Below are 2,947 nucleotides of genomic sequence, written 5' to 3' on the forward strand. Positions count from 1 at the left end.
CCCCATCTGCTTCAGCTGCTGCAGCCTGTTATGATGACTGGCAGCATCGAGCTGGCCTGACGGGTCATCATAATCACCCACGGCATAGGCACTGAAAAACAAAGGTCTGGACGCAGCAATCTTCGGGTCAAGTTGCCGTAAACTGCCCGAGGCGGCATTGCGCGGATTGGCAAACTGTTTTTCATCACTCTCAGCCATTCGCGCATTCATTTGGGCAAAATGCTGCAGCGGAATATAAGCCTCACCCCTGACCTCCAGAAAGGCAGGATGGTCTGTGCCAAATAATTTTAACGGTACCGATTTTATCGTTTTTGCATTTTGAGTGACATCTTCACCGGTAAAGCCATCGCCACGGGTCACTGCTCTTGTCAGCAGACCATGCTGATAGTGTAAGCTCAGCGCCACGCCATCGAGCTTGGGCTCACAACAAAATTCGATTTGGGCACTGGCATCCAGACTGTCGGTAATGCGTTTATTGAACTGGATGAGTTCTTCTTCTGTTTTCGCCTTCTCCAGTGACAGCATCGGCAGGGTATGCTGGAACTGCACAAACTTATCAAGCGGCGTTTGCCCAACTCTGCGGGTTGGCGAATACGGATCAGCGAAATCGGGATGCTGCGCTTCCAGTTCGACCAGTTCGTCAAATAATTTGTCATATTCAGCGTCGGGAACAAGAGTGCTGTTCAGGTTGTAATAAGCATGCGAGTATTTGTGCAGTAACGCTCTTAAGGCAACAATTCTGTCTTTATCTGATTGGCTCATTAGCTTCTATCACCGAATGAAAAACGGCAGGGAATGCCCTGCCGTAAACGATTAACTTTGCGCTTTAACCGTGGATCAGCTGCTGGCGCTGAAACTCACGAATTTTATCCACATAGTGGCGCACGGTTTGTACCGTTAAAACACTGCGCTGGCCGTCCAGCACCTGACCGCCGAATTCCTCAGCCAGTTTTTTGGCGGCATTATGCATTAAATTGAAATTCTGCAAAGGCTCACCTGGGCCAGGTAAGGTCATAAATAAGCTTAAGCCACGCGTGCTGATTTTATCTATCTGCTCTAAATCAAAGGTCCCCGGATTAAACATATTGGCCAGACTGAATAACACCTCGCCACCGCCAGCGCTGTCCAGATGCCGGTGGAAAATATCCATATCACCATATTTAAAACCCAGCGGTAACAATGCCGATAATAAATCCGGGCCTTTAATCTCACGGTTATCAGGCAGTAACACATACAAAATAAGCACTTCTGATGGTTGATGTGCTGACTTTTTCTCCGCAGCGCTATCATCCGCCGCGCTGTCCGGCACGGCATCGTAATCTGCTTCCCGCCGGGCACCTCGTGCAGGCTGCTCATCAGTCAGGGCATCAAAATTGATCGCCGGCTCGGTTTTATCCTCTGGCGCATCAAAATCAAATTCAGGTTGCTGCCGGACCGGTGCGCTGTGCGGGCGCGCTGCCCGGGATTGGCTTGCCGGCTGAGTGGCAGTTGCCACATTGATTTTCGGCTCGGTTCGCTGGCTATTGTTAACGGCAGCGGTACTACGAGACTTCACCACCCTGACCGGGCCGACGCCAAGATCGTCAAAGCCTTCAGTATGCTCAGGCTCGGGCATCGGTGTATTGTCCGGATGATAACGATGGCCGGCCTCGCGGTTATTTTTACGCACCGTCCATAAACCATGAATAAACAGGCCGCCTAACACCAGCGCCCCTAAAATAATTAATACTAATCTCAACTCACCAGCCATAGTTGTACCTTATTATGTTATCAGGCTACTGCCAGCTTGACAGCATCGTCCACATCCACAGCCACGACCCGCGATACCCCGGGTTCCTGCATCGTTACGCCCATCAGCTGTGCTGCCATCTCCATGGCAATTTTATTGTGGCTAATATATATAAACTGCACCGTTTCTGACATTTCCCGAACCAGGTTACAAAACCGGCCGACGTTAGCATCGTCTAACGGTGCATCTACCTCATCCAGCATACAAAACGGTGCCGGATTGAGTCTGAATATTGAAAACACCAATGATAAGGCCGTTAGCGCTTTTTCACCACCCGATAATAAATGAATTGTACTGTTTTTTTTGCCCGGCGGCCTGGCCATAATAGTAACACCGGTTTCGAGCAAATCATCTTCCGTCAGATCCAGATAGGCACTGCCACCACCGAATACTTTGGGAAACAGCCCTTTTAACCCCTCGTTTACCTGTTCAAAGGTATCTTTAAATTTCTGCCGGGTTTCCTTATCAATTTTTCGCATGGCATTTTCCAGTGTCTCGAGCGCAGCGCTAAGATCGTCATGCTGACTGTCCAGGTAACGCTTACGCTCAGCCTGTTGTTCATACTCATCAATTGCCGCCAGGTTAATCGCACCTAACCTGGCCACCGCTTCAATGGTTTTATCCAGTTGCTGTTGCCACTGGCTTTCGTCAGCATCAGCCTGCAACTGCGGGATCACATCCTTCATATTGACCTGCTGCTCACGTAGCAGGTCCAGCATATTATTGGCCCTGATCCGACAGCCCTCAGCATCAAGACGCAGCGATTCGATGTGTTGCCGTTTCTGGTTAAGCTGCTGCATAATCCCCTGCTGGCCCTGCTCCAGCTCACGCATCTGCTGCTCCAGGCCAGAAAGTAAATCATTTGCACTAATCATCGCCTGCTCAGCTTCTTGCCGGTTTAACAGGGCCTCCTGCAATTGCTCCTGCAACAGGATTTCGGGTTCATCGTTATCGTGCTGTTGCTGCTTTAGCTCATCAATCTGCTGACGCAGCTGAGCGAGCTGCAACCGGGCCCGATCCAGGTTCTGCGTCAGACTTTGCTGCTGGCGTTCGGCCAGGGTTAACTGGGTTTGCAATTGCCGGCACTGTTCTTTTTGCTGCTCGTAACGCTGGGAGTTCTGTTGTAACAGCTGCTGTGCCTGTTGTTGTGCCTGTTGC

Annotated in this window: 2 protein-coding genes and 1 pseudogene; all 3 read right to left on the reverse strand. The window is 50.5% G+C overall.

Annotated features, from left to right (window positions below; all coding sequences use genetic code 11):
• Positions 1 to 762 (reverse strand): DNA ligase LigA-related protein (locus tag R3177_RS14170; RefSeq protein WP_413229095.1); only part of this gene is annotated, 762 nt, incomplete at its 3' end.
• Positions 763 to 826: 64 nt separating this feature from the next.
• Complete coding sequence (zipA, locus tag R3177_RS14175) at positions 827 to 1,750, reverse strand: cell division protein ZipA (RefSeq protein ID WP_318971658.1); 924 nt, start codon at positions 1,748 to 1,750, stop codon at positions 827 to 829.
• Positions 1,751 to 1,770: 20 nt separating this feature from the next.
• Positions 1,771 to 2,947, reverse strand: a pseudogene (locus tag R3177_RS14180) (chromosome segregation protein SMC); the annotation flags it as partial.

This window comes from Arsukibacterium sp., assembly GCF_033722355.1.
Classification (GTDB): Bacteria; Pseudomonadota; Gammaproteobacteria; order Enterobacterales; family Alteromonadaceae; genus Alishewanella.

Coding starts and splice junctions, on each gene's coding strand:
- zipA (WP_318971658.1), bottom strand. CDS start 1,750: ATGGCTGGTGAGTTGAGATTAGTATTAATTATTTTAGGGGCGCTGGTG.